At 53.4% G+C, this 25,507-nt stretch carries 19 protein-coding genes and 2 pseudogenes; 11 read left to right on the top strand and 10 right to left on the bottom strand.

All coding sequences use genetic code 11. The annotated features are described in order from the left end of the window. Positions 1 to 95: 95 nt before the first annotated feature. A pseudogene (locus CKL79_RS12370) lies at positions 96 to 578 on the bottom strand (transporter substrate-binding protein); the annotation flags it as partial. A 366-nt stretch (positions 579 to 944) separates the two neighbouring features. Between CKL79_RS12370 and CKL79_RS24375 the strand changes: the two are divergent. Together CKL79_RS24375 and CKL79_RS22885 are read left to right on the top strand one after the other, a co-directional pair. After that, positions 945 to 1,076, top strand: a pseudogene (locus tag CKL79_RS24375) (acetamidase/formamidase family protein); the annotation flags it as partial. A gap of 47 nt (positions 1,077 to 1,123) precedes the next feature. Beyond that, positions 1,124 to 1,567, top strand: coding sequence for a hypothetical protein (locus CKL79_RS22885; RefSeq protein ID WP_141242199.1), 444 nt, complete (start codon positions 1,124 to 1,126; stop codon positions 1,565 to 1,567). Between the two features lie 7 nt (positions 1,568 to 1,574). On the opposite strand, the gene ureC is transcribed toward CKL79_RS22885, so the two are convergent. Then, positions 1,575 to 3,311 carry an urease subunit alpha gene (gene ureC, locus CKL79_RS12355; protein WP_121969890.1) on the bottom strand — a complete coding sequence of 579 codons (1,737 nt, stop codon included), beginning with the start codon at positions 3,309 to 3,311 and terminating at the stop codon, positions 1,575 to 1,577. A gap of 116 nt (positions 3,312 to 3,427) precedes the next feature. Further along, positions 3,428 to 3,715: a hypothetical protein gene (locus CKL79_RS12350; RefSeq protein ID WP_346427061.1), complete on the bottom strand. Its 288-nt coding sequence runs from the start codon at positions 3,713 to 3,715 to the stop codon at positions 3,428 to 3,430. A gap of 146 nt (positions 3,716 to 3,861) precedes the next feature. Between CKL79_RS12350 and CKL79_RS12345 the strand changes: the two genes are divergently transcribed. The 4 genes from CKL79_RS12345 to CKL79_RS12330 all read left to right on the top strand — a co-directional run bounded on the left by CKL79_RS12345 (position 3,862) and on the right by CKL79_RS12330 (position 10,896). Then, the gene (locus tag CKL79_RS12345) at positions 3,862 to 5,418 is read left to right on the top strand and encodes a phosphomannomutase/phosphoglucomutase (protein ID WP_121969889.1); all 1,557 of its coding nucleotides are present in this window, start codon (positions 3,862 to 3,864) and stop codon (positions 5,416 to 5,418) included. A 167-nt stretch (positions 5,419 to 5,585) separates the two neighbouring features. After that, complete coding sequence (locus CKL79_RS12340) at positions 5,586 to 7,700, top strand: cation:proton antiporter (RefSeq protein WP_205879069.1); 2,115 nt, start codon at positions 5,586 to 5,588, stop codon at positions 7,698 to 7,700. A gap of 177 nt (positions 7,701 to 7,877) precedes the next feature. Then, on the top strand, positions 7,878 to 10,379 hold the full coding sequence (locus CKL79_RS12335; RefSeq protein ID WP_121969888.1) for a response regulator: 2,502 nt from the start codon (positions 7,878 to 7,880) through the stop codon (positions 10,377 to 10,379). A 139-nt stretch (positions 10,380 to 10,518) separates the two neighbouring features. Next, positions 10,519 to 10,896: a response regulator gene (locus CKL79_RS12330; protein ID WP_121969887.1), complete on the top strand. Its 378-nt coding sequence runs from the start codon at positions 10,519 to 10,521 to the stop codon at positions 10,894 to 10,896. Between the two features lie 22 nt (positions 10,897 to 10,918). Here CKL79_RS12330 and CKL79_RS12325 read toward each other — a convergent pair whose 3' ends face one another. After that, positions 10,919 to 11,821, bottom strand: a complete 903-nt coding sequence (locus CKL79_RS12325) for a UbiA family prenyltransferase (RefSeq protein WP_121969886.1) — start codon at positions 11,819 to 11,821, stop codon at positions 10,919 to 10,921. Between the two features lie 216 nt (positions 11,822 to 12,037). On the opposite strand from CKL79_RS12325, the gene CKL79_RS22880 reads away from it, so the two are divergent. Together CKL79_RS22880 and CKL79_RS12320 are read left to right on the top strand one after the other, a co-directional pair. Then, positions 12,038 to 12,217: a hypothetical protein gene (locus tag CKL79_RS22880; RefSeq protein WP_141242198.1), complete on the top strand. Its 180-nt coding sequence runs from the start codon at positions 12,038 to 12,040 to the stop codon at positions 12,215 to 12,217. A gap of 53 nt (positions 12,218 to 12,270) precedes the next feature. After that, positions 12,271 to 13,104: an aldo/keto reductase gene (locus CKL79_RS12320; RefSeq protein ID WP_121969885.1), complete on the top strand. Its 834-nt coding sequence runs from the start codon at positions 12,271 to 12,273 to the stop codon at positions 13,102 to 13,104. 65 nt (positions 13,105 to 13,169) lie between these two features. Here the strand turns inward: CKL79_RS12320 and ppsA are convergent, their stop codons facing one another. The 3 genes from ppsA to moaA form a co-directional block, all read right to left on the bottom strand. Continuing rightward, the gene (gene ppsA / locus CKL79_RS12315; protein ID WP_121969884.1) at positions 13,170 to 15,566 is read right to left on the bottom strand and encodes a phosphoenolpyruvate synthase; all 2,397 of its coding nucleotides are present in this window, start codon (positions 15,564 to 15,566) and stop codon (positions 13,170 to 13,172) included. Between the two features lie 62 nt (positions 15,567 to 15,628). Next, entirely contained in the window at positions 15,629 to 17,308 is a 1,680-nt protein-coding gene (locus CKL79_RS12310) for a mechanosensitive ion channel domain-containing protein (RefSeq protein WP_170944045.1), read from the bottom strand. Positions 17,309 to 17,545: 237 nt separating this feature from the next. Then, the gene (gene moaA, locus CKL79_RS12305) at positions 17,546 to 18,565 is read right to left on the bottom strand and encodes a GTP 3',8-cyclase MoaA (protein WP_121969882.1); all 1,020 of its coding nucleotides are present in this window, start codon (positions 18,563 to 18,565) and stop codon (positions 17,546 to 17,548) included. 47 nt (positions 18,566 to 18,612) lie between these two features. Here moaA and cbiD point away from each other — a divergent pair, with 47 nt between their 5' ends. From cbiD to CKL79_RS12290, 3 genes are all read left to right on the top strand, one after another. Then, entirely contained in the window at positions 18,613 to 19,749 is a 1,137-nt protein-coding gene (cbiD, locus tag CKL79_RS12300; protein ID WP_121969881.1) for a cobalt-precorrin-5B (C(1))-methyltransferase CbiD, read from the top strand. A 578-nt stretch (positions 19,750 to 20,327) separates the two neighbouring features. Continuing rightward, positions 20,328 to 21,875: a glutamine-hydrolyzing GMP synthase gene (gene guaA / locus CKL79_RS12295; protein WP_170944046.1), complete on the top strand. Its 1,548-nt coding sequence runs from the start codon at positions 20,328 to 20,330 to the stop codon at positions 21,873 to 21,875. Between the two features lie 89 nt (positions 21,876 to 21,964). Next, positions 21,965 to 22,369 (top strand): hypothetical protein, encoded by a 405-nt coding sequence (locus CKL79_RS12290; RefSeq protein ID WP_121969880.1) that lies wholly within the window; start codon positions 21,965 to 21,967, stop codon positions 22,367 to 22,369. Positions 22,370 to 22,421: 52 nt separating this feature from the next. On the opposite strand, the gene hisA is transcribed toward CKL79_RS12290, so the two are convergent. From hisA to CKL79_RS12275, 3 genes are all read right to left on the bottom strand, one after another. Continuing rightward, on the bottom strand, positions 22,422 to 23,195 hold the full coding sequence (hisA, locus tag CKL79_RS12285) for a 1-(5-phosphoribosyl)-5-[(5-phosphoribosylamino)methylideneamino]imidazole-4-carboxamide isomerase (protein ID WP_121969879.1): 774 nt from the start codon (positions 23,193 to 23,195) through the stop codon (positions 22,422 to 22,424). 121 nt (positions 23,196 to 23,316) lie between these two features. Next, complete coding sequence (locus CKL79_RS12280) at positions 23,317 to 24,129, bottom strand: tetratricopeptide repeat protein (protein WP_121969896.1); 813 nt, start codon at positions 24,127 to 24,129, stop codon at positions 23,317 to 23,319. Positions 24,130 to 24,192: 63 nt separating this feature from the next. Then, entirely contained in the window at positions 24,193 to 25,473 is a 1,281-nt protein-coding gene (locus CKL79_RS12275; protein WP_121969878.1) for an SPFH domain-containing protein, read from the bottom strand. Positions 25,474 to 25,507 lie beyond the last annotated feature (34 nt).

The raw sequence follows: 25,507 nt of genomic DNA, 5'->3' as shown, positions 1-25,507 counted from the left end.
TCAGAGTTGCTTGGGTCAATCAGCGATTTGATGACTTGTTTCCCCTCGTCCCTTCGAGCGTTCTAAAGCACCCCTCCCACAACACCTAGATGCGCCCGGGAACACTCTTGACCTTCGTACTGAACGGGGTACCAAAGCATGTGTTGCTTTTCTTCAAAGACGGGCAACATGGCTTTGCGACTAGCTGATGTCCAGCCACCAAAGACAACAGCCACTTCATCTTGGTCAATTAGCTTCTCTGCTTTTTCGGCAAACGTTGGCCAGTCAGAAGCACCGTCTTCTTTGATGGCGACCAACTGCTTACCGAGCACACCGCCGTTCGCATTGATTTGTTCAATGGCCAGCTCTTCAGCATCGACGACGGTAGTTTCGCTAATGGCCATCGTGCCGCTCAAAGAGTGCAAAATGCCTACCTTAATAACATCGTCACCGCCACTAGCGGCAACCTCTGTGGATTCACCGCTTTCGGTATCGGCTGCGGTAGTCCCTTCTTCAGGCGCACAGGCTTTCAAAAATACGCTAGCACCAGCGGCGGCGGTACCATACACCAAAAACTTACGTCTACCAATTCTTGTCATTAGCTAACTTTTGACTCCCTAAATCCCACTTAATACATTTATGTTTTCAGTATCGTTAATGGCCCTGGTTGCGCTGGCTTCTCATATTTGAAACTTTAGAGAGAGGTAAAACAAATACAAGACCGGTACTTTTACTGATTTTGAAGGTATCCTATGACTCAACCACTTCCCGAGTTGTATCTTATGATACGAAAAACAAAGCTTCGGGATTTTGCCTTACCCCTCAAAGACAAACGGGCTGTTAGTAGATTCTTTTTGTAGTCGGGTTTACATATTTTCTACCCTGATAAAAGCTATGGTCTGCGCAGAGAATTTCCTGCAAGATCACGCAGGAGAGAACACTTTTCCTCAACGCTCACTGGTGATGAACCTGTGCTCGCGGCCTTGCCGAATCCGACCAACGCGGTGCTCGGCCAGGTAGATGCTGCTGACTATGACCGAATTGCCGGTGAAGGAGCGCGAACAGTTCCGCCCCGAGAGCACGGCGGTAACTGCGATATGACTATAAGTGCGATCGCTGTGGCCCCTTTGAGGTGTGGCACAAGATGGCTGAGACTGGGACGCCCAGGGCTTGTGTGGAATGTGGTGCGATCGCCACCCGCATTTTTACCACGCCCAATATCAGCCTGGGCTCTGGCAGCACCAATCTGACCTCTACCCACCAAACTCATTTACTCACACTGCTTGCCCACCGCCTGGAAGTGGCCAGGGCCCACCAAAATCAGCAGTTAATCGCGGCTCTAGAGAAGGAATATGCGCAGCTCACCGACCGCTATGAACCTTCGACCGCAGGCCACTGGCTACAGGGACTATGGCTAAACTTCGCCGCCACCCTCAGCGACTGGACCAAAGTTCATATTGAGCAAACGGTTGATGCCAGAGGCAAGCCTAGCTGGTATGCTTACAATCCCCAGGCTGGTCAGGCAATCTCTACAGACTCCGAGGCCAAAATGCAGCAGTGGGTCAAGACTAGCTACTGGGGAAGATAACTGCCCGCTAAAAAAGGAAATAGCGCTGGGCCATCGGCAGTACGTCTGCGGGCTCGCAGGTAAGTAGCTTGCCGTCTACCCGCACTTCAAAGGTCTCAGGCTTAACCTCGATGTTAGGCGTGAGGCCGTTGAGCTTGAGATCTGACTTTTTCACTTGGCGCGTATCAAAGACTGGGCGCAGTCGTTTTGCCTCTAACCCGAGCTGACTGGCAATATCGAGGTCCATCGCTGCCTGAGAGACAAAGGTATAGGCTGTGCTGGATATTGCCCGCCCATAGCTGCCAAACATTGGCCGCATATGCACTGGCCCAGGGGTCGAAATGCTGGCATTGGCATCGCCCATTTGCGCCCAAGCGATGAAGCCGCCTTTCACGACAATGTCTGGTTTTACACCGAAGAAAGCCGGATCCCAGAGACACAGGTCAGCGAGTTTGCCTTCTTCTACTGAACCGACGCAGTGAGCAATGCCGTGGGCCAAAGCGGGGTTAATGGTGTACTTTGCCACGTAGCGCTTTGCCCGAAAATTATCGTGTGTTTCACTCGTATTCTCAGGGTCAGGTAGCAGTCCTTTTTGCACTTTCATTTTGTGCGCGGTCTGCCAGGTGCGCGTAATCACTTCACCGACTCGGCCCATTGCCTGCGAGTCGGAGGCGATAATGCTCATAGCTCCCATATCGTGCAACAGGTCTTCAGCCGCGATGGTCTCCCGGCGAATGCGCGATTCGGCAAACTTCACATCTTCTGGAATATTTTTATCCAGGTGATGGCACACCATCAGCATGTCTTTGTGTTCGTCGAAAGTGTTGATGGTGTAAGGGCGGGTGGGGTTGGTAGAGGCGGGCAGCACATTGCCGTAGCTACAGACGGTGAGGATGTCGGGAGAGTGCCCGCCGCCTGCGCCTTCTGTATGGAAGGTGTGAATCACGCGGTCTTTAAAGGCGGCAATCGTCGTTTCGACAAATCCGGCTTCGTTGAGCGAATCGGTGTGAATGGCGACCTGCACGTCGTAATCGTCAGCGACCGAAAGACAGGTGTCAATCGCGGCGGCAGTAGTGCCCCAGTCTTCGTGCAGCTTCAGGCCCATTGCGCCTGCCTGCACCTGCGCGATCAGCTCGTCCGGCTGGCTAGAATTGCCTTTGCCCATGAAACCTAAGTTCACCGGAAAGGCTTCTGCCGCTTCTAACATGCGGTGGATATTCCAAGTACCGGGAGTGCAGGTGGTAGCGAGCGTACCCGTTGCAGGGCCAGTGCCGCCGCCGAGCATGGTGGTAATGCCAGAAGCGATCGCTACCTCTATCTGCTGCGGACAAATAAAGTGAATATGCGAATCAATCGCGCCTGCCGTGAGAATTTTCCCTTCGCCCGCGATAATCTCCGTACCGGGGCCAATAATAATGTCAATATCATTTTGTGTGTAAGGGTTGCCCGCTTTACCCAGCTTGACGATGTTGCCATCTTTAATGCCTACATCGGCCTTGACTACGCCCCACCAGTCGAGGATCAGCGCGTTTGTGATCACCAGATCCACTGCGCCATTTTCTCTGGAAATCGGCGATTGCCCCATGCCATCGCGAATGACTTTACCGCCGCCAAACTTAACTTCGTCGCCGTAGTAGGTGCCGCCGTAGGTGGTGAGGTCTTGTTCTACCTCGATGAAGAGTTCAGTATCGGCCAGGCGGAGGCGATCGCCCACCGTCGGCCCAAAGGTATCAGCATAGTCGCGGCGGCTAATATAGTTACTCATCACTCACTCAGCAATAATCGGACAAGCATCAGTATCTAATAGGCGCGGACGCATAGACAGTGCTCAAAGAACATTGCTAAAAGCATATCTAATGCTCACCTCTGATCACTTCAAAATCAGGCCGAATCGTTCCGAATTGCCCGATTGCACAAGAAGCTCAGCCGACTGCCGACACTCAGCGCTGAGAGCACACTGCCTGCGCTCATAAAGCTCAAGATGCTGCCCGCACTGCCAACGCTCAAAATACTGCCCGCGCTACAGATGCTGAGGATGCTGCCCGCGCTGCCAATGCTGAGAAGGCTGCCAACGCTGCCCAGGCTCAAAACGCTGCCGTAGCTAGCCAAGCTCAAAACGCCCTCTGCCGGAATGAACGCTAGCTTCTCTGAAATATTAGGCCCTGAAATATTAGGCACTCAGACTATCCTCCCAGATCTATCGCAATCTGCTGACGCACTGGTTTTCTGTGGTTTACTTTTCTGTGGTTTACTCAAACTAGCAGGTTAATTGCTGGCTGGCCGACGGGTTCGGAGCAGACAAAGGGAGAAAGACAATGGCTGTAGAACTATCGCATCACTGGTCGCATCACTGGTCGCATCACTGGCAGCGGTTGCAGAACGGTTCAGACATTCGGGGGGTGGCGCTAGAAGGGGTAATCGGAGAGCCGGTGAATCTGACGCCCGAGATAGTCTACCGACTAGGGCAGGGGTTTGTCACCTGGCTGGCTAAAAAGGTGGATAAAGTCGCCGCTGATTTGGTTGTGTCGGTCGGGCGCGATAGCCGCATTTCCGGGCCAGCGCTGATGACCGGGCTAGCAGACGGAATGCGGGCAATGGGGGCAAGCGTGTATGACTTTGCGATCGCCTCCACACCTGCCATGTTTATGAGCACCGTCACCGACGGCTACGATTGCGACGGGGCGATTATGCTCACCGCTAGCCATCTCCCTTTCAACCGCAACGGTCTCAAATTTTTCACGGCGCAAGGCGGTTTAGACAAGCCCGATATTACCGAGATTCTGGCGTTAGCCAGTGAGAACAACTTTTCTACAGCGGCGACTCCAGGCAAGTTAGAACCGCGAGACTTCATATCGGTCTATTCAGACGGGCTAGTGCAACAGATTCGCCAGTCGGTGAACCACCCGGAGCACTACGAACAGCCGCTGAAAGGGCTGCATATTGTTGTGGATGCGGGTAATGGAGCAGGTGGTTTTTACGCGAGCAAAGTGCTGGCCCCGCTAGGGGCTGACACCAGCGGCAGTCAGTTTTTAGAGCCCGATGGCCATTTTCCTAACCACATTCCCAATCCTGAAAACGCTGAGGCGATGGCGGCGATTCGGCAGGCGGTGCTCCGGCATCGGGCAGACTTTGGCATTATCTTTGATACTGACGTAGACCGGTCGGCAGCGGTCGATTCGCAGGGTAATGAGCTAAATCGTAACCGACTGATTGCGCTGATTTCGGCGGTAGTGCTGCGCGAACATCCGGGTTCTACCATTGTCACTGATTCGATTACTTCAGACGGACTCGCGCAGTTTATTGCCGATTTGGGCGGAGTGCATCATCGCTTTAAGCGCGGCTATAAAAATGTGATCAACGAAGCCATGCGACTAGACGCCTCGGGGCAAGCTTCCTGGCTGGCAATTGAGACATCGGGTCACGGCGCGATGAAAGAGAACTATTTTCTCGACGATGGCGCATATCTGGTGAGTAAGCTGCTGGTGGAATTAGCGCGGCTGCGGCTGTCTGGGCAAAGCCTGACCGATTTGATTAGTCAGCTCAAGGAGCCGGTAGAGAGTGAAGAGTATCGGCTAAAGATTTTGGCTAAAGACTTTAAGGCGCATGGCATGGCGGTGATTGACAAGCTGCAAATCTTGGTCGCTCAGCAAGCTGATTGGCAGTTGGTGCCCAACAACTATGAGGGCGTTCGGGTAGCCTGCACTGCGCCTGAGGAAGACGGGTGGTTTTTGCTACGACTGTCGCTGCATGATCCAGTGCTGCCTTTGAATATTGAATCTAACGTGGCGGGCGGCGTGGATAGAATTAGAAGCCGTCTGCTGGTCTTTTTAGAAACCGTTAGCGATTTGGATGTGATCGCCGCACGGCGGTGATTGGTGTGTTAGCGCATGTTGGGTGCTGAAATAGGCGCTGAAATAGCGGTATGGGCGCGATCGCTCAATCCATCTTCAGTTTGATCTAATTTTCTCAAATTCTAATATTATTAGGCTTATCAGCGGCCAGGGATGTGAGTTTCTGGTCATCTTTATGGGGCAATTCTGTGCTTCTTCCCGTGCTTTTGGCAGCAGAGACGACTTCAGAGATACTGCGAACGCCTATCGTAACTTTTGTTTTGTTGCTGGCGATCGCTCTAATCGTTCCCCCCATTTTTGAGCGGTTAAAGCTGCCGGGGCTAGTGGGCTTGCTCGCGGCGGGCGTGCTGTTTGGCGGCGGGCTGCTGGGCTGGCTTGACCCGGCCACTGAGACGATGAAGCTGCTCTCAGAAATTGGCAAAATCTATCTGATGTTTGTCGCTGGGCTAGAGATCGATCTCGTCCTTTTCAATAAAACAAGAAATCGCTCTCTGAGCTTTGGCGCACTCACCTTTGCGATTCCGTTTGTCAGCGGGTTGGCGGTTGGCCTGTTCTTTGGCTTTGGCTGGTTAGCGGCAGTGCTGATTGGCTCACTGCTGGCCTCACACACACTGCTGGCCTATCCCATTGTGCAGCGGCTAGGAGTAGTTGGCGATGAAGCGGTGACGGTGACCGTGGGCGCGACCATTTTTACGGATGTAACGGCGCTGGTGGTATTGGCCATCTGTCTGGGGATCAGTCGGGGAGATTTTTCTACGCTGAAGCTCATAGTTTTGCTAGGGTCGCTGACGGTGTATGCGATCGCCGTTCTCTTTGGCCTCAAGCAGCTAGCCAAAGCCTTTTTTCGCGCGACAGGTAAAGATGAGGGCAACCAGTTTTTGTTTGTAATGCTGTCGCTGTTTTTATCGGCAGTCGTCGCGCAGCTAATTGGCGTAGAGGGGATCATTGGTGCATTTTTGGCAGGGCTGGCAATCAACAGCGTCATCGGTGATGGCCCCGTTAAAGAGAAAACCGAATTTTTGGGCAGCGTTCTGTTCATTCCCATGTTTTTTGTCAATATGGGTCTGCTGCTCGATCTCAATGCCTTTGGCAGCATTCTCAGGTTTATTAATTTACCCTTGCTAATTGTGGGGGCACTTTTGGGCTCCAAGTTTTTGGCTTCCTTCAGTACCAAGCTGTTGTTTGGCTATAGCTGGCCGCAAACCTGGACAATGTGGTCGCTGTCGATTCCGCAGGTAGCGGCAACACTGGCGGCGGCGCTGGTGGGTTACGAGGCGGAGATTATTAACGCGCAGGTGTTCAACAGTGTGATTTTGCTGATGCTGGTGACATCGGTGTTGGGGCCGCTGGTGACAGCGCGAACGGCGCGGCAGCTGGCGATTACAGAAGCTTTAGAGGAGACGACGCCGCTGAGCTGGTTACCGATTCCCGACGATAGGGCAGATGCGTTTGCGGTAGTGGTACCGGTTTATAACCCTCGCACGGAACGGCGATTGCTGGAGCTAGCAGCGATTATCGCTCGTTATGAAAAGGGGCGCGTTGTGCCGCTGGCAATCGCAATCGCCCAGCCGCAGATGGATTCGCCGCAGATGAACCGAGCGATCGCTGACGGCTACCGCCGCCTGAAGGATGCTGAAGCTATCAGCCATGACTTCGAGGTGCCGCTCACCCCCACTTTAAGAATTGAACCCAGCGTGCCGCAGGCGATTTGCCACGTCAGCCGCGAAGAAAACGCCAATCTGATCGTGCTGGGCGTGGGCCGGCGACCCAAGTTTAGTGCGCCCCTGCTGAATAGCGTGCATGACGACGTGCTGTGGGCGGCTCACTGTCCGGTGGTGGTGGCCCGGCTGCTGAATTCACCAACTCAGTTTAAAGATATTTTGCTGCCGATTGAAAATCCGTCGCCGCTAACGCTGCGAGTACTGCGGTTTGCTCAGGTGCTAGCGGCTGCCAATCAGGGTAAGGTGACGCTACTGCATGTCTGTAGCTCGTTTTCTTCGGAAATTCACCAGGCAAGGCGGCAAAAGCAGCTAGATTTGCTTGCCGATCAGCTACCGGCGGCTAACTGCCAGATTGAGACGACCTTACTGGTGCGAGATAATTTGGTAGGGGTGATTGCCCAAGTGGCCCGCAGCTATGATCTGGTAATTTTGCGATCGCAGCGTCGCCGGCCCGGTAGCAGTCTGAGCGTTGGCACCCGTACCTTACCGCTGCTAGAGCATCTAGACAAGTCGGTAATCTTAGTAGGTGAACCACATCTCCAGCAACATCGCCAAACCGCATTTGGCGATCAGCCGCAGTGAGAGGGCTCTCAGAAGAAAGGCATTGTTGACAAGAAGCTTTTTCAATCTCCTCAAATGTTTTAGTCGGTGTTCTCAAAGATCTGCAATTTGAGGGTTTCGGGCTATCTACCTAGAGGAGACCTGTGCAATCTGGCTAAGCTAGAGTGGTTCTGACATTTATAAGCCCGACTAGTTTGCATGAGATTTTTGCTGGTAGAAGGAAACAAGACGTTTGCTGCATCCATTGAGCAGCTGCTAGCAGACCATGTGGATCATGTAGACCTAGCGAGCAATGGTGAAGCTGGTCGCCAGCTAGTCGAGTCGTTTTCATACGATTTGGTTTTGCTGAACTGGCAGTTGCCCAAGCTGGATGGTATTCAGCTGTGCAAGCAGCTCAGAGCCGCTGGCAATCATACCCCGATCATTTTGATGACCGCTCGCGATGCCAGCACCGACCAGGTAGCCGGACTAGACGCCGGAGCCGATGACTACTTAATCACACCCTTTGAGCCAGAAGAGCTGCTTTTGCGTATTCGGGCACTGCTGCGCCGGGCGACTGTAGGTACAGCGTCCGTTTTGCAGTGGGGAGATCTGCGCCTCGACCCTCGCAGCAAGGAGGTTACCTACCGCAGCAGCCCCCTGGCGCTGACGCCTGAAGAGCGGGCGCTGCTAGAGCTTTTTTTACGAAATCCTCACCGGATCTTTAGCTTAAATAATCTGCTTGATAGCGTTTGGCTTTTTGAGACGTCGCCCCAAGTCAGCACAGTACGAACCCAGATTAAAGAGCTGCGTCAAAAGCTCAGGGCGGCAGGGCTCCCGGAGATGATCGAAACGGTTTATGGGCTGGGCCACCGGCTGAAACCCGCTGAAGCTGCTGATGCTGAAGCTGCCAGGGTAAACGGGGCAATCACCTCAAAGATAGCTGCTGGAAACGAGCCGGTTGAGGAGTCAGTCAGTCAGAAGCCAGTCTGCCCAGATTTGGCACCTGGAGATTTTGTGTCGCTAGATCTCACCTCACTCTGGCAGACAGTTAGAGAAGGTTACGTGCAGCGGGTGGCGACGGTCGCTAGCATCTTGCGCGGGCTAAAGCCAGGGGCGCTAAAGCCAGCAGTACGGCAGTCTGTGACCGCAGAAACTCACGCGCTAGCCGGGTCGCTAGGCAGCTTTGGCTTTGAGACGGCAACAGCGCTGTGCCGGGAAATCGAAGATACTCTCTGCGACAGCGCCGATCTCAGCCCGCCGCAGCTCTACCGGTTAGAGGTGGCTATCACTCGCGTACAGCAGATGCTAGCCCAGATCGAACCGGCTGCCATTCCCATACCCGTCGCAGCTAAGAGCAACTGGTCGCTCAGTCAGCGATCGCAGCTGTTAGTCATTCGCAAAGCCAGTCAAAAAGCTACCAGTCAAAAGGCTAAAGAAGATGAGACCGACTGGATGCAAGGGCTCATACCAGGTGCCACTGACCAAGGAATACAGGTCAGTACCGCTGGTAGTATTGCCGAGGCCCGAAGCGCGATCACTAAAGCACGGCCAGATATTGTTTTACTGGAGTTAGACGACCCTGACCTGTTGTCTGCCGATAGCGCTATCGATGGTGCTGCTGGTAATTCTGCTGAGCGCCAGCTCCTGAGCGATCTACAAAACGCTCATCCGTCAATGCCGGTACTGGTGTTAGCTGCGCAGGTCAGCTTTGAAACCCGCATTCAGGTAGCACGGCTGGGAATCGCCGGGCTGCTACAGCTGCCGGTCACGCCAGAGGAAGTGCTAGAAGTCGCCGTTCAATCTTTACAGAAGGGAGCGCCACCCGTTGCCAAGCTGCTCGTTGTCGATGACGACCCAGCTATCTTAAAGCTGATAGAGCAACTGCTGAAGCCTTGGGGCTTTCGGCTACAGTTGCTGAGCGATCCCGAGCACTTTTGGGAGACGCTGGAGCAGTTTATGCCAGATCTGGTGATTTTAGATTTAGAAATGCCGCAGATTAGCGGCCTGGTTCTGTGTCAGGTGCTGCGCAATGCGTCCGACTGGAGCGAGGTGCCAGTGCTGTTTTTATCGGCTTATACCGGCGCAGAGATGATCCAGCAGGTATTTGCAGCCGGTGCTGACGACTATATTCGCAAGCCGGTGGTTGCCCCTGAGCTGGTGACGCGCGTGCTGAGCTGGTTAGAGCGCGCCCGCACGCGGCGGCTACAGGCAGATATTGACGGCCTCACCGGGGTAGCCAATCGCCGTAAATCAACCCAGGATCTGACCCGGCTGCTGAAACTAGCGAACCGTCAGGAACAGCCTCTCTGTCTGGCACTGATTGATCTAGATTACTTTAAGCAGATTAACGATCAGTATGGTCATGCAATGGGCGACCATGTTTTAAGGCGTTTTGGGGAACGGTTGCTGACCACCTTTCGGCTCGAAGATGTGGTCGCTCGCTGGGGAGGCGAAGAATTTATTGTGGGGATGTATGGGGTGAGCCATCGGGAGGGAATTCGGCGGCTGGCCCAATTTTTGCACGAATGGCAGCAGGAAGAGTTTGTGAGTAGTGAGTCTGCTGGTCAGCCCAATCGTCCGTTTTACACGACTTTTAGCGCAGGCATTGCGGTTTATCCGGGCGATGCCACAGATTTACAGGCGCTCTATCAAGCTGCCGATAGGGCAATGTACCGGGCCAAAGTTGCCGGTCGCAACCGCGTTTTATCCAATAATTGACGGTGGCCGGGCTACCTACATAGGATTGCCATATTTCAGAGATAAGGTAGAGAGCAGCCCCAGCAAGGGCAGCTGCTTTTATTTCACGCTGCCTGTGAGCTGAGAGCTATGATATCAGCAGGCATTTTCAGGTGTAGAAGTGGCTCGAAAAATTTTGGTCGTTGATGACGAAGAAGCCATTCAAGCCGTCGTCAAAGCCTCTTTAGAAGTCACAACCGACTGGAATATTTTAGCAGCGTCCTCGGCTACAGAGGGCATGACCATGCTCCAGGCTGAGCAACCCGACGCAATTTTGCTAGACGTGATAATGCCGGAGCTAGACGGTATTTCTCTCTTTCACATGCTGAAGGCGCAGGCGCTGACTAAAAACATTCCAGTCATCTTTTTGACCGCTAAAACTAGAAAGGAAGAACAGCTCGAAATTGAGGCGCTAGGCGGGTCAGGGATAGTTGTCAAACCGTTTGAGCCAGCAACACTGGCGGATCACATCAGAGCTTTGCTGCACTGGCCTGAGTAGCGATCTCATCAAGTCGGTCAGCCTATCGAAATCCGAGCATTAGCAGTGCGGGCAAAAACAAAATGCCGTCAATCCAAATGTTATAAACCTGGCGCGGCGTCTTCGGCGTCAATGTCCAAACGTAGATGAGGGTGAGCAGTGTAGCCGGTAGGGCGATCGCCAAGCCAGGCACTTGCAGATCTCTCGCCCAACCCCAAGCTAACAGCACTGACGATAGACCGTTCAAAACTGTCAAGATTACCCGCGTGCCGCCAACGCCCGCCAGCAGCGGCAGGGTAGAAACGCCCTGCTGGCGGTCAGACTCCACATCTCGAACATCGAACATATGAGAGTTTGACCCGATAAAGATCAGCAGCCACAGCGCTGTCATGATCACCGATAGATCCGGGCGCTGCATCGCGTAGCCAAGTGGTAGCCCAACGACAGCGTAGGTAATCGAACCGCAAACCAGCCAAGCTTTTGTCCCCGGAATATCTTTGAGGCGATACCAGCGGACTGTGCCGGCTGCACTGCGCCAGGGAAATAGCGGTAAGCCATAGATTAAGGGCACTAACCCGCCTAAGCTCACCCAGCGGACTGATGGGGGTGCCTGATAGATTAAAGTGCCCGTACTCACCGCTGCGCCGAGGAGAATCAGCAGCACGGCAGGTCTTTGAAAAAAAGCCTGGGTTTTGCTGTCTGGAATCTTTTGAATAAACGTATCCAGTACTCGATCTAGATTGTAGGGCAGCAGCGCCGCGCAGAAAATCAGCGCCGCCGGTCGCCAGTCAGGGGGTAATGCCAGCGTATCTTGTACAAAAAAGGTCAGGGATGCGATCGCCCCGGCTACCCATATGCTGGGATACACAAAAATCTGCAAAAGTCTTCGATAGAGTTCGTTTGATCGATTGGCAAGAAGCTGACTGTAGACAGTTTGAAAGAGCATATTCTCTGAAAACGCAAGATCCGAAAAGCGACCGCCCGCTGGCAGCTCACCGGTAGACAGTTTCCAAGGTAGGCAAGTTATAAAGTTTTGTTAACTTTCAAGTGGCAGATATGTGGCAGATATTTCTATTGATTTAGCTCGCGATCGCCACCTCCATCACGCGCAAACAGCCGTGAAATTGAACACTAACCAGCCCATAGCGTTAAGCCGACCATTATGATGAAAAAGCCCTCAATCAAGAAACCTCAGGCAAATGTGAGTAGCAACAGCGAAGTTCAGCCCGGCACAAAAGCCACCTTTATCGAGGCGACTCAAGCGCCTGTCCATGTTCCGCTCAGCGGCAGAACGCTGTCACTCAACGAGAATGGCACCTGTGTGGATGGATGCACAGAGTAATCACAGCCCGAGTAATCGCGGCTTAATCATCAGCTCTGATAGGTAAAACAACCATGCGAACAATTGAACTGCCCTCTGGGCAACCTATTCCGGCGCTAGGGTTGGGTACCTGGAAAATGGGCGAAAGCAATCGAAATTTTCAGCGCGAGGTAGAGGCGCTGCGCTATGGGTTAGAACTCGGGCTGACGCTGATTGATACAGCTGAGATGTATGGGGAAGGCGGGGCGGAAGAAGTCGTTGCTCAAGTCATCGCCGGTCGCCGCTCAGAGGTCTTTTTGGTCAGCAAAGTGTATCCGCACAACGCTTCTAAAACAGGGGTGGTTTCGGCCTGCGATCGCTCTCTCAAACGGCTGAATACAGACTATCTCGATCTTTACCTCTTGCACTGGCGGGGCTCTGTGCCGCTATCGGAAACTTTAGAAGCCTTCCAATCTTTAAAAGCAGCAGGCAAGATTCGCAGCTATGGAGTGAGCAACTTTGACACCGAAGATATGGCGGAAGCAGTTCGCTTAGAGGGAGGAAAGGCGATCGCCACTAACCAGGTGCTTTACAACCTGACGCGGCGCGGCATTGAGCGAAACTTACTGCCCTGGTGTCGGCAACAGAAAATTCCAATTATGGCGTACTCTCCGATTGAGCAGGGCCGGTTGCTCAACAATCAGGCGCTCAAAAAAATGGCGCGGGAGCGGGACGTGACTGCGGCTCAAATCGCGATCGCCTGGTTACTTCACCAAGACGATGTGATCGTCATTCCCAAGTCCAGTCGCATTGAGCATGTAAAGCAAAACTACGCGGCCCTAAACCTGGCTTTGAGTGCCGAAGAACTGGCGACGCTAGAGACGGCTTTTCCGGCCCCTGCTCATACTATTCCGCTAGAGATGCACTGACGCTTAGAGGCAGGCGATTCTCAGAGAAGGCTTTTGAGATTTGGTGCGATCGCCCCCTGAGTAGCCTACTTCTGAGCCTCTTGCTCAGCGACCCGCCGCTTCACCTGCATCACACTATCGGGATTCAATGAAATCGAATCGATGCCCGCTTTTACCAAAAACTGAGCAAACTCGGGATAGTCGCTGGGCGCTTGGCCGCAGATACCGACTTTTCGACCGGCTTTATGAGCCTCCTTAATGACATGACGAATGGCGATTTTTACCGCTTCATCCTGTTCATCAAAGAGGTCGGCGAGCGCTGCGGAGTCGCGATCTACGCCTAGCACTAGCTGAGTAAGATCGTTACTGCCGATAGAGAACCCGTCGAAGCGTTCGGCAAACTTATCAGCGAGCAGTACATTAGACGGAATCTCGCACATGACATAGATTTCTAAGCCGTTTTGGCCTCTTTCTAATCCTTGTTCTTTTAAAATATCTAGCACTTTATCGGCTTCTTCTAGCCGCCGACAAAAGGGCACCATAATCACGACATTGTTGAAACCCATGTTTTCTCGGACTTTCTTCAAGGCCTGGCATTCTAAGAGAAAACCGGCTTTATAGCGATCGCTATAATACCTCGCTGCCCCCCGAAACCCCAGCATGGGGTTCGCTTCTTCGGGCTCAAAGTCTCTGCCGCCAATGAGATCGGCATACTCATTGGTCTTAAAGTCACTCAGCCGCACAATCACAGGGTGAGGATACTGAGAAGCGGCAATTTTACCGATGCCCTGGGAGAGCTTGTCAACAAAGTAATCGCGTTTATCGTCGTAGCCGTGAGTCATATCGCGTATGGTCTGCCAGGCATCTCGGTCTTCTAGCCCGTCGTAGTTAATCAGCGCCATCGGATGAATCTTGATCAAGTTGTTGATAATAAATTCCATGCGCGCTAAACCAATCCCTTCCGCCGGGAGCTGCCACCAGTCGAAGGCGACTCCTGGGCTGGCAATATTCAACATGATTTTGGTGCTGGTTTCAGGAATGTCGCTAAGGTCTACATCAGCAGATTCAAAGGCGAGCAGTCCGTCGTAGATATAGCCCTGGTCACCCTCCGCGCAAGAAAGCGTAACTTCTTGTCCAGGTTTCAGTACCCGGCTCGCATCGCCCGTGCCAATGACAGCCGGTATGCCAAGCTCTCTGCTGACGATGGCCGCATGACAGGTCCGTCCGCCGTAGTCGGTGACGATACCGGCGACTTTTTTCATGACCGGGACCCAGTCAGGATCGGTCATTTCGGTGACCAGAATGCTGCCGGCTTCTACTTTGTCAATGTCTTTAGCGCTGAGAACCCGGCAGACTTTTCCAGCGGCGATCGCCCCCCCAATACTCAACCCTGTAGCCAGCACCGTTCCCGACGCTTTGAGCTTGTAGGTTTTGAGCAGTCCGCTCTGCCGCTGAGATTGAACCGTCTCTGGCCGAGCTTGAACAATATATAGCTCTCCCGTATCACCATCCTTGGCCCATTCCATATCCATCGGGCAGCCGTAGTGTTGTTCAATCAGCACCGCCCAACGCGCTAGCTGTAAAATCTCTTCATCGCTCAGAACAAACGCTTCTCGCTCTTTGCCGCTGGCGTTGATCGTCGTCACCGTTGTTTTATTACCATCGGTGGCGTAGATCATCTTTTTGGCTTTCGTACCCTTTTTCTTTTCGATGATAGGACGCAAAGCGTTGTTCTCTAGCAGCGGCTTAAAAACCGTAAACTGGTCGGGCGTGACGCTCCCTTGAACAACCGTTTCACCCAGGCCCCAAGCACCTGTTAGCAGCACTGCGTCCGGGAAACCTGTCTCCGTATCGATAGAAAACATGACGCCCGCACAGGCTTTGTCAGAACGCACCATCTTTTGGATGCCAACCGACAGCGATACGCCCATATGATCGAAGCCTTTTTCCTGCCGGTAGCTGATGGCCCGGTTAGTAAAGAGCGAAGCAAAGCACTTGCGGCAAGCTTCCAACAGTTCGTCTTCGCCGCTGATATTGAGAAACGTTTCCTGCTGCCCGGCAAAGCTCGCGTCGGGCAAATCTTCTGCGGTGGCACTGCTGCGGACGGCAACATCAACTTCGCTAACGCCGTAGCGATCGCCCAAGTCTCGATAAGCCTGCCGAATCTCACCCGCTAGCGCCTCCGAAAACGCAGCCCTTCTCAGTAGTTGTCGAATCGCTTTACCCGTTGCTTCCAGCGGTTGTTTACCTTCTTCCCAGGCTAAAAGCTGAGACTTGATCTGAGGCGTCAGCTGATTGGCTGCGACAAACTCCCGGTAGGCACTAGCCGTAATCGCAAATCCATCGGGCACCCGAATGCCAGCTTGTTTCAGCGCCCCCATCAGCTCACCTAGCGAAGCGTTTTTCCCGCCCACTCGTTCAACATCCTGGTTGGTGACTGCCGCTAGCCAGACAATGCGCTCGGCGTTCTTCATCTTAGGCATCCTCGATATTGCTTAGAGCATAGGGTAGCTCAGCTAGCCTATGCGTTTCTGTTCCCTAGAAGTTAGGCAGGTACCTTTTCTACAGGACGGTTTTGGTGAACCCGTAAAGACTGTTGAGGAATGCCGATATCGATATTGGCTTGGTCAAACGCAATTTTTAGGCGGCGGCGATACTCACGGGCAACATCCCACTGCTTCAGCGGCAATGTTGTAATCCACAGGCGCACCGTCGCCCCGACGTGATCGAGATGATCCACGCCGAGTAAAAGCGGAGATTCTAAAATTATCTCCGACCATTCATCGCTTTGGTGCATATCGTTAGCGACCGATTCAATCAGAGCCAGTGCCTCGTTGATATCAGCACTGAGTGAGACTGAAATCATCAGGTCTACCCTGGACCATTCCTTAGAGAGGTTCTCGACTACAGCAATCTGACCGTTAGGGATCGTAATCAATCGGCCTTCTTCGTTACGCAGTTGTGTAATGCGCAGGTTCATATTTTCGACAAAGCCAGCAACGCCGCCAACGACAATGACATCGCCAACGCCGAACTGATCTTCTAGCAGTATTAAGAAGCCGTTGATCATGTCTCTAATGACGTTCTGCGAGGCAAAAGAGATTGCCAGACCAATGATGCCTGCCCCAGCTAGCAGCGGCGCTAGATTGAGCCCTAGCAGATACAGGCTAGCAAGTGCACCGATGGCGATCAGGAGAGTCGCTATCCCATTTTTACTAACGCGAGAAATGGTCGAAAACCGCAGAGCGAGGCGCTGCGATCGCTTTCGAGTAGAAACGCCGCCCTGCACCAAGAAAAACAGACGATCCACTAGAACATGGCCAAACCGAATCAGACCGTAGATCACCAAAAAAATAGCGCCGATTTTCAGAGGTACTCCCAATATATTCAGCAGACCCGGTCGCCACTGCCGGGTGTAGGAAAACAGCCCCAGCAGTAGCAGGCAGCCGATTCCCCACAGCAGCCACTGCCCAATAAAGCAAAACCAAAGCCTGAAAGCAATCAGGTTACGAGACTGCTTGTGGAGAATGCGCTGAAGTAAGTCCTTCTGGGCTACAGCCCGTCCTTTCTCTTCGACAACAATATCCACCCCTTGAATTTTCCGGTATCTCCTTGCCAGCGACGCTCGCAGCCGCGATAGGCCAAAACTGGCGATCACCAGCAGTACAAAGCCAATGACAGCCCTACGTCCCTGCTGGCGGATATATTCGGGCTGACGCTCCTGCTGATAACGCTGGAGAGCAAGCTCAATAGTAGGTTTTAGTTCCTCGGCCAGCAGGCTAGGCTGAGAAAAGTCTGCGATGCGAGCATCTACATCAGTCACCGTCATCAGCGGATCGCCGTTAACCGATATGATCGGCGACTGACTGTTAGATTCTGGTTCCCAGTTGACCTGGGGTTGTTCTTTCTGAATCCGCTCGGCAACGGCTTTCAGGCGCTGAGAAATAACTTTGGCCCGGGCCGATGCAGAGATACCGTCCACAGCAGCTACCGAAAAGACAGTGCGACCATCCAAATAAACAGGCGCTGCTTCAACCGTATCGAGACCGACAGTCAGCAGAGCTTCGCCTATAGAGGACTCCGGATCGATGGGGGCATCCGACTGATTGGCGGGTGACGAAACCACCGATTCGACCCCGGGCAGTGTGACACCCATCGCGGCTGAGCCCCACAATAAGCTCACACTGAGCGCCATCACGCTCAGCAGCCGGAGCCAAAAAGACAAATGTAGGCGCAGCGGAGATTGATCGATGCCTCTGCTAGCACTATGCCGCAGCTTCTTAGGCCGTTGACGGTGTGAAACTATACCTCTGAATGACCATTTTCGCATTGCCTTCTCAATAATAATGTCGAACATCAACCTAGTCAGTCATATTCATAGGTGACTCTATCCAAGGTGATAGATTGATGATCTCAGGCACCGCTACCCTCCTTCACTAACCAGCAGGCCCCAGGGCCATGATTAGCCACCAATCTGAGACATGGTGCGACTGTAGGCTCCAGTCACGCCCGATTCGCGCATCTTGAAATTGATGTCGGGTTTTTGGCCGACTAACGCGCCAACCTGTGCACGCAGATCAGAAAGGGGAACGCCAGCACGCAGGCTCGTCCGCAGATCTATTTGGCCGCTTTCGTTAAGCAGGCAGGGGCGCAGCAGGCCGTCGGCAGAGAGGCGCATCCGATTGCACCTATCGCAAAAACACTCCGACATCTGACTGATAAATCCCAACGTTCCTTTCGCGCCCGGAATTTGAAACACATCAGCGGGGCCGTTGCCTTTTACAGCGCCTGCTTCTAATCCCCAGCGCTGTGCAATCTGAGCCCGAATTGCCTCGCTGTCAATCCAGCCCTTTTGCCCAAACAGGCTGTCATTGCCAATCGGCATAAACTCAATGAAGCGGACATGCCATTCCTGATCGAGCGTCAGAGCCGCCAGGTCTAAGACCTCATCGTCGTTGATGCCGGGGATCACCACAACGTTTAGCTTTAGCGGTGAAAATCCGACCCGATGGGCAGCCTGTATTCCTTGCCAAACTTCTTGCCAGCGCGTTGGCGTAGCCTTTCCACCGGAAACTCGCCCCCCAATAATTTTCTGAAAGGTCTCCGCATTGAGAGAATCCAGGCTGATATTAATGCGCCGCAGTCCCGCATCGTACAGGGGCTGAGCAAGCTTTTCTAGAAGGAAGCCATTGGTCGTCATCGCCAAATCTTGGGTTTGAGGGAGATGGGCGATCGCCTCCACCAATTCCACAACTCCCGGTCTCAGCAGCGGTTCACCCCCCGTCAGCCGAAAGCGCGTAAACCCCAAAGGAATAAACACCTCGCTCAATAGCTGCAAAATCTCATCGTGAGAAAGCCAGTTTTCCTTCAAAGCATACTGAAGGTCAGCGCCTTCCGGCATACAATAGACGCACTGAAAATTGCAGCGATCAATCAGGCTGATGCGCAGGTAGTCAATAGGATTGGCAGTTTGAGGGGACATAAGTCGTATGAAACTCCTTTCCTCCATAGTCCACTATCAATAGATAAATGACACAGCCAGCGCCTACGAACGAGCCGAGAAGTGGCTACACGCTGCCGGTGTTTGCCTGCGCGGGAGCGATCGCCGCTCTCCAACATCTGCAAGACCATACAGATACGCCAGCAACCGTCACGCTGGATTTGGTCACGCCTGCCGAAACCGCCGATATCTCAATCGAGCAGCTCGCCCTACTGTCAAAAACTTCAGCGCTCGCCATCACCCGCAGCGATCCTGGCGATAACTTAGATTTGACTCGTCACACGCCGATCTGGTCGGTCGTCCGCTGGGCCGACGACGCCCAGTCAGCGCCCATTGAACTACAGGGCGGAGCAGGCATCGGTCGCCAGGGAGCCGACGCCGCCATCTACACCTATGCTCGTCAGCTCTTGCAGGCCAACCTGTCAGAAAAACTCCAGCTGGGGGGAAAAATTCAGGTCACGATCATCCTGCCAGAGGGCAAACGGCTAGCGCTGCGCACGTCCAACGCGGCTTTTGGCGTCGTCGATGGGCTGTCGCTGCTCGGCACTAGCGGGATTGCTCAGCCGCTGAGTGCGCCCGGCCAGCTAGAAGCCTACCGCCAAGCGCTGCGGCAAAAGGCGGCTGAGTATCGTGACCTGGTGTTTTGCCTGGGAGAAAACGGACTTGATTTGGCGATTAAGCTGGGCATTGAGCCAGACCGCCGGTTAAAAACGGCCAACTGGATCGGGCCACTGCTGGCAGAAGCCGGGCTGCTAGGCGTACGCTCAATTTTGCTATTTGGCTATCACGGCAAGCTGATTAAGCTGGCGGGCGGCATCTTTCACACGCACCACCACGTCGCCGATGCGCGGCAGGAAATTATGGCGGCCTGCTGCGCTGAAGTCGGGTTAGAGACCCCGATTATTCAGCAAGTTTTGGCCAGCCCGACGACAGAGGCGGCCCTAGAAATCTTGAGAAAGTTGGATCATCAAGATCGGTGTAATCGGGTAGCTCAGGTATATGGCGCTGTGGCTGAGCGGGTGGATAGGCGATCACACCAATACATCCAAACCCATGCCGAACAAAGCGTGCAGGTCGGCAGTGTGCTATTTGACCGGCAGCGGCAGATTATTATTGTCAGCAAAGTTGGCGAAGTTTTGCTGCCCCAGGTTTGCTACTGTAGTTAGATAGCAAATTAGTAAAGCAAATTCGGCCAGGGTTTATTTTCGTGATATCGATCAGTGCCCGCTTTTTGACAGCGCTCAAAAAGTTACTGATAGCTGATTTCAGTAGATTCGGGAAATTGCACAGATGGATGACAGATGCGCAGTAGATTACGCTATCTGTTCAGCAGTTCTACACTGGCCTCGACAACTTCTTAAAGCCCCCTATCGCTCGCTATAAAGCCTCTTCTATGAATAAGTCGCTTTTGAGATAATCATTCAAAAGCTTGCTTTTGGCTACCCAGCGGTACTTCGAGCAGACCGTTTTACCAAGGCATTACCTGATGTATGAGCCTGCGTAGACGCTTTCCTTAAAAGCTAATAATGCTTGACTATGCTGTCTCACTGCTGTCTCGCTAATCGGACTTTTTCTCGAATTCGATTAGGTACTTCAGGTAATGTCACCCACGCTGCAAGGCATGAAAACCTGAACAAAGGGACTGATTGTGACCTCTCAAACACCAACCTCTCAAACACCAACCTCACCAGCTCAACCCAAAATCTCCGAAGCGGCGATCGCATCTGCTGGTTTAGACCGCCAAATGCTGGCCATTTTAGATTTTGGCTCTCAATATTCTGAACTCATTGCCCGCCGCATTCGAGAGACAGAAGTCTACTCAGAGGTGCTCTCCTATCGCACCTCTGCTGAGCAACTGCGCCAACTCAATCCGAAGGGAATTATTCTCTCCGGTGGGCCAAAATCGGTTTACGATCCGGGCGCTCCCATCTGCGATCCCGAGATTTGGAACTTAGGCATTCCCATTTTAGGCGTGTGCTACGGCATGCAGCTGATGGTGCAGCAGCTCGGCGGACAGGTTGAACGGGCTGATCGCGGTGAGTACGGTAAAGCAGCACTGCTCATTGATCAGCCCACTGAGCTACTGGCTGAGGTGACTGATGCCTCGACAATGTGGATGAGTCACGGTGATTCGGTCACGCAGCTACCCGAGGGGTTTGAAGTATTGGCCCATACGGAAAATACGCCGCAGGCGGCGATCGCCCATCCCTCAAAGCGCTTTTACGGCGTCCAGTTTCACCCCGAGGTGGTGCACTCTACAGAAGGCAACGCCCTGATTCGTAATTTCGTCTACCAGATTTGTCAGTGCGAACCCACCTGGACTACCGAGGCCTTTGTCGAAGAAGCCATTCGTGAGGTTCGTGCCAAAGTCGGCGATCAGCGGGTACTGCTGGCGCTTTCGGGCGGGGTCGATTCCTCTACGCTGGCCTTTTTGCTGCACCGGGCAATCGGCGATCAGCTCACCTGCATGTTTATCGATCAAGGCTTCATGCGCAAACGCGAGCCCGAACGCCTGATTGAGGTTTTCGATAAGCGGTTCCACATCAACGTGGAGTATATCAACGCTGAAGAGCGATTTCTCACGAAGATCAAGGGCGTTACCGATCCCGAAGAGAAGCGTAAGATCATCGGCCACGAATTCATCCGCGTTTTCGAAGAAGAGTCCGCTCGTCTTGGCCCCTTCGACTATCTAGCTCAGGGCACCCTCTACCCCGATGTGATCGAATCGGCTGATACCAACGTCGATCCGCAAACCGGTGAGCGTGTCGCCGTCAAAATCAAAAGCCACCACAATGTCGGTGGTCTGCCAAAAGATCTGCGATTTAAGCTGATTGAGCCTTTGCGTAAGCTCTTTAAGGACGAAGTTCGCAAGGTCGGTAGAGCGGTTAACCTGCCTGATGATATTGTGCGCCGTCATCCCTTTCCTGGCCCAGGTCTGGCTATTCGTATCTTGGGTGAAGTGACCACCGAGCGGCTGCACATTTTACGCGAAGCTGACTACATCATTCGTCAAGAAATTCGCCGTAGCGACAGCTATCACGACTTCTGGCAGGCGTTTGGCGTCCTCCTTCCGGTGCGCAGCGTGGGCGTTATGGGCGATCAGCGTACCTATGCTTACCCCATTGTGCTGCGACTGGTCAGCAGCGAAGATGGCATGACTGCCGACTGGTCACGCGCCCCCTATGAGCTGCTAGAGAGCATTTCTAATCGCGTGGTTAATGAGGTAGAGGGTGTTAACCGGGTGGTGTATGACATCACCTCTAAGCCGCCGGGGACGATTGAGTGGGAGTAGCCGCTGGGTAGAAACGTTCTGTCTATAGTTGATAGCCACAGCTCTGAGTTTGCGGCACAATAGAAGCTGGACGGCATACCTGTAGCACCATGAATACCGATACATTGATCGAACTATTGCAAAAAGGCTATCGCGTCACCCTCGGTGCGGCGTCTTCTGCCGTTGAAGCGGTGCAAGACCCCCAGCGAGCTGCCGATGACTTTTCTGAGGTCGGCACGGACTTTTATCGCCTGGCAGACAAGCTAGAAGTCCGGGGCGCGCTCACTGAGAAAGAGGCGCGTGATTTTGTTGAGGGCGTCGTCAGCCAGATGCCTGAACCTTTTCGCAGCGTATCTTCTAGCTTTTCTCAGGCCGCGCCTCCGGCCCCTACAACGGTTACCACTGTGGCAACACCCGTGATTGATACTGAGCTTCAAGCTGAAGTAGAGTCACTAACCACCGAGCTGATTGCAATTCGCAAAGAAATTGAGGAGCTGCGCCAGCAGAACAACTAGGCTGCGGCTGCGCTCAGCCCTCGGGCCGGAACGCTAGGCGTTAGGGCTTTGCTCAGGCGATCGCCGAAGTTCCGCCTTCAGGCGGTACATCCTGCCAGCGACCTGGCCCTACAGCGCGAATGGCCTGCTTCAGAGAAACATCGCCTGTGTAAAGCGCTTTGCCAATAATCACGCCGGAGACACCAGCAGGCACCAGTCCTAGCAGGCTGAGCAGGTCTGAAATAGAGCTGACACCGCCAGAGGCGATGACGGGGGTGTCAATGGCGCTGGCGAGTTCTCTAAGCGCCGTCAGGTTCGGTCCTTTGAGGGTGCCATCACGCTTAATGTCGGTGTAGACAATAGCCGCCGCGCCGCGATCGCTCATTTGTCTGGCCAGATCGACCGCCATCACTTCAGAGGTCTCTAGCCAGCCCCGGGTAGCGACTTTGCCGTCACGGGCATCAATCCCAACGATAATCTGACCAGGAAATTCTTTACTGAGCTGACTGACCAGTTCTGGGTTTTCAACGGCGGCAGTCCCTAAAATGGCAAACTGCACGCCCAAATCGAATAGGGCACGTACCCGGTCGGCATCTCGCAGACCGCCACCGACCTGGATAGGTAGATCGACGGCCTGAGCGATCGCCTCAATCGCCTGCCAGTTTTCTGGCTTTCCTGCCTTAGCCCCATCCAAATCGACCAGATGCAGGCGAGTCGCACCCTCGGCCTCCCACTGCCGGGCTACTTCTACCGGATTGTCATTAAAAACTTGAGACTGGTTATAGTCTCCTTGAAACAGCCGCACACAGCGCCCTTCTAGCAGGTCAATAGCCGGAATTACATCCATTCATTCAGTCCATCAAATAGAGCTTCGATTGGCTTCGATTGTACCAATAAAAAAAGACCCGGCTGAATGCGCAGGTCTTTGGAAACGTATATTCGGGTGCCTTGCTTGCGCTGCAGTGGGGTCAAATTCTGTCTAAGATCCGCTGAATTTCTTGACCGTCGGAGGCTCTAGGGTGCGATCGCAGATACCCTTCCAGATCTTGCTTGGCCATGTCGTAGTTTTCGAGCTGATAGTGCAGCAAACCGCGATCGCGCACTTGCTGCACCTGCCCGGGCATCAAAATCAGCAGCTTATCGAGAGTAGCGATCGCCTGATCGTAGGCTTCTAGCTGCAGGTAAATCATCTTCAGGTTATTGAGTATCCGCGCTAGAAAAGGCTTAGGCAATACGCCGCTCAAAAATTCTGGCTGCCATTGAGCTTGCTCCCCGTATAGCTGATGAAACTTCTGCTGACAGTCGATGGCAAACATCACCTCACCCTGATTAAACGGATCGACAAACACTGCCATCTCATCCACCACAGGTCGCACTAAAAAGTGGCCGGGCATCCCGACGCCCACCATCGGAAAGCCAATGCGATGAGCGATTTCTAAATAGAGCAGCGAGAGGGTAATCGGGATGCCCAGTCGCCGGTCGATCACGCAGTTAAGGCAGCTGTTATCAGGGTTGTAATAGTCTAGCCGGTTGCCCGAAAACTTCAGCTCCTCAAAGAGGTAGGTGTTAATCACCTGAATGACTTTGAGCGGATAGCGGCCTACCGGTAAGCGCGATCGCACTTCACCAGCCATATCGTCTAAAGCTTCTAGATAAACAGTGGGATCCATATCCCAATAGTCTTCCTGAGCGATATAGAGCGCGGCGACAGCCAGGTTAATGCGCCCGTCAGCTTTTTGAACCGCTTGGTAAAAGCGCTGACCGGCGGGGGAAAGTCTCATAGATACGGGCGGATCTGATAGGGCTGCTTTATTGTATCCCGATGACATCGACTGCACAGATGCTTACGATGTCGCTGATTCTTCACTAGCAGCAGGCAGGTTAGGCAACCCGCCGTTGTGGTCGCTAGACCGAGAGAGTCCGTTAATTGCGCTGGCGACATCTACTCCCGAGGTTTGCTTCAGCTGAGTCATAAAGGCAGCCGCTTGAGTCGCCAGGTTGCCTGACTGCGTATCAATTACCGTCACATTCTTAACCGATATGTCAGGTACCGTCGTCGAAAGGGTATTGAGCAGTCCTTCCAGCTTCTGGAGCAAAAAGATGTCGCGAGCATTGTCTCCAGCGGCGACCCAAGATTCAGCGAGTCGCTGCGTGCCTTCAGCCTGGGCTTTGCCTGCTTCGATAATGGTGGCAGCGTTACCTTTGGCTTGGGCGATCGCTCGCTGACAGTCAGCTTCTGCAGGCGCAATCACATCGGCTTTGAGCTGCTCTATCACTTGCTTAATCCGCTCCTCCTGCACCGGCACGTCCGCCTGAATTCGGGCCAGCTCAGCGGCAATCTCAGCTTCGGCCTCAGCGACGACCGCAGCGCGCATGGTCAGGGCATCCTGCGTTCTTTGCTCAGCAGCAGCCTGAGAAATGCCGATGTCGCGCTCCAAACGACGAACGGCAGTGATTTTTTTGTTTTCGGCAGTTTGTACAGCAGACTCAGCTTTGGCTTCGGCTTCGGCAATGCGGGCATCGCGCTGAAGGTCGGCCTGCTGCTTGCGGCCAATCGAGTCGAGATAGCGGACATCGTCAGAAATATTTTGGATTTGCAGCGTATCGAGCACCAGGCCCAGCTTTTCGAGATCTTCTTCCGCTTCATCGAGCAGGCTTTTGGCAAAGGCGATTTTGTCTTCGTTCACCTGCTCAGGCGTGAGGCTAGCTAATACGCCTCGCAGATTGCCTTCTAAGGTTTCCTTGGCAATTTTTTCAATCTCTTGGCGCGGCTTGCCTAGCAGCCTTTCGATGGCGTTATGAATCGTCGGCTCTTCCCCAGCGATTTTGATGTTAGCCACCCCATCTACCTGTAGCGGAATGCCGCCTTTGGAGTAGGCATTAGAGACCTTCAGCTCAATGATCATATTGGTGAGGTTCATGCGCATCACCTTTTCTAGCAGCGGGGTGCGAATGCTGCTGCCGCCTTTGACCAGGCGATAGCCGACTTTGCGATCGCCCGACCGCTGACTCCCCCCTGCAAAGATCAAAACCTCGTTCGGCTGGCAAATGTAGTAGAGATTTTTAATCATCAAAAAGCCAGAGCCCGAGGCCAGAGCCATAATTAAAAGAATAAAGCTGGTCATCGTTAAATTCTCCTGATAGGGATTTTGAAGGGAT

Origin of the sequence: Leptolyngbya sp. BC1307 (assembly GCF_002286735.1) — a bacterium.
GTDB lineage: Bacteria > Cyanobacteriota > Cyanobacteriia > Phormidesmidales > Phormidesmidaceae > Phormidesmis.
The sequence above is the reverse complement of the archived record's forward strand: the minus strand, read 5'-3'. Positions and strand labels throughout refer to the sequence as shown.

Coding starts and splice junctions, on each gene's coding strand:
- CKL79_RS22885 (WP_141242199.1), top strand. CDS start 1,124: ATGGCTGAGACTGGGACGCCCAGGGCTTGTGTGGAATGTGGTGCGATC.
- ureC (WP_121969890.1), bottom strand. CDS start 3,311: ATGAGTAACTATATTAGCCGCCGCGACTATGCTGATACCTTTGGGCCG.
- CKL79_RS12345 (WP_121969889.1), top strand. CDS start 3,862: ATGGCTGTAGAACTATCGCATCACTGGTCGCATCACTGGTCGCATCAC.
- CKL79_RS12335 (WP_121969888.1), top strand. CDS start 7,878: ATGAGATTTTTGCTGGTAGAAGGAAACAAGACGTTTGCTGCATCCATT.
- CKL79_RS12325 (WP_121969886.1), bottom strand. CDS start 11,821: ATGCTCTTTCAAACTGTCTACAGTCAGCTTCTTGCCAATCGATCAAAC.
- CKL79_RS22880 (WP_141242198.1), top strand. CDS start 12,038: ATGATGAAAAAGCCCTCAATCAAGAAACCTCAGGCAAATGTGAGTAGC.
- CKL79_RS12320 (WP_121969885.1), top strand. CDS start 12,271: ATGCGAACAATTGAACTGCCCTCTGGGCAACCTATTCCGGCGCTAGGG.
- ppsA (WP_121969884.1), bottom strand. CDS start 15,566: ATGCCTAAGATGAAGAACGCCGAGCGCATTGTCTGGCTAGCGGCAGTC.
- moaA (WP_121969882.1), bottom strand. CDS start 18,565: ATGTCCCCTCAAACTGCCAATCCTATTGACTACCTGCGCATCAGCCTG.
- cbiD (WP_121969881.1), top strand. CDS start 18,613: ATGACACAGCCAGCGCCTACGAACGAGCCGAGAAGTGGCTACACGCTG.
- guaA (WP_170944046.1), top strand. CDS start 20,328: ATGCTGGCCATTTTAGATTTTGGCTCTCAATATTCTGAACTCATTGCC.
- CKL79_RS12290 (WP_121969880.1), top strand. CDS start 21,965: ATGAATACCGATACATTGATCGAACTATTGCAAAAAGGCTATCGCGTC.
- hisA (WP_121969879.1), bottom strand. CDS start 23,195: ATGGATGTAATTCCGGCTATTGACCTGCTAGAAGGGCGCTGTGTGCGG.
- CKL79_RS12280 (WP_121969896.1), bottom strand. CDS start 24,129: ATGAGACTTTCCCCCGCCGGTCAGCGCTTTTACCAAGCGGTTCAAAAA.
- CKL79_RS12275 (WP_121969878.1), bottom strand. CDS start 25,473: ATGACCAGCTTTATTCTTTTAATTATGGCTCTGGCCTCGGGCTCTGGC.